The organism is Arthrobacter sp. C152 (genome assembly GCF_054890965.1).
In genome coordinates, this window is sequence record NZ_JBTZSU010000139.1 from 1 (window position 1) to 236 (window position 236).

At 68.6% G+C, this 236-nt stretch carries 1 protein-coding gene; it reads right to left on the reverse strand.

What is annotated here, in order from left to right; translation table 11 throughout:
• The coding region (locus ACYSM9_RS22040) for an L-serine ammonia-lyase, iron-sulfur-dependent, subunit alpha (RefSeq protein ID WP_461859071.1) at positions 1 to 236 on the reverse strand (236 nt) is incomplete at both ends.

Consider the following 236-nt stretch of genomic DNA (forward strand, 5'->3'; position numbering starts at 1 on the left):
GGCGTTCTCCTCGTTCACCGCCAACGCCACCAGGTTCACCCACTCCTGCCAGTACTTGGGATCCCGGTCCTTGTCCTCCTTGAGCAGGCGGTCATGCCAGTCAGGGGCGCGGCGGCGGACCTTCAGGCCGCCGGGAAGCAGCCCGGTCCGCTTCAGGCTGGTCTGCACGCAGGCTTCCATGACGGACCAGATGTGCAGCAGCCCGGCCCGGATCTCCTCCCCGGTCCGGGAGGCCT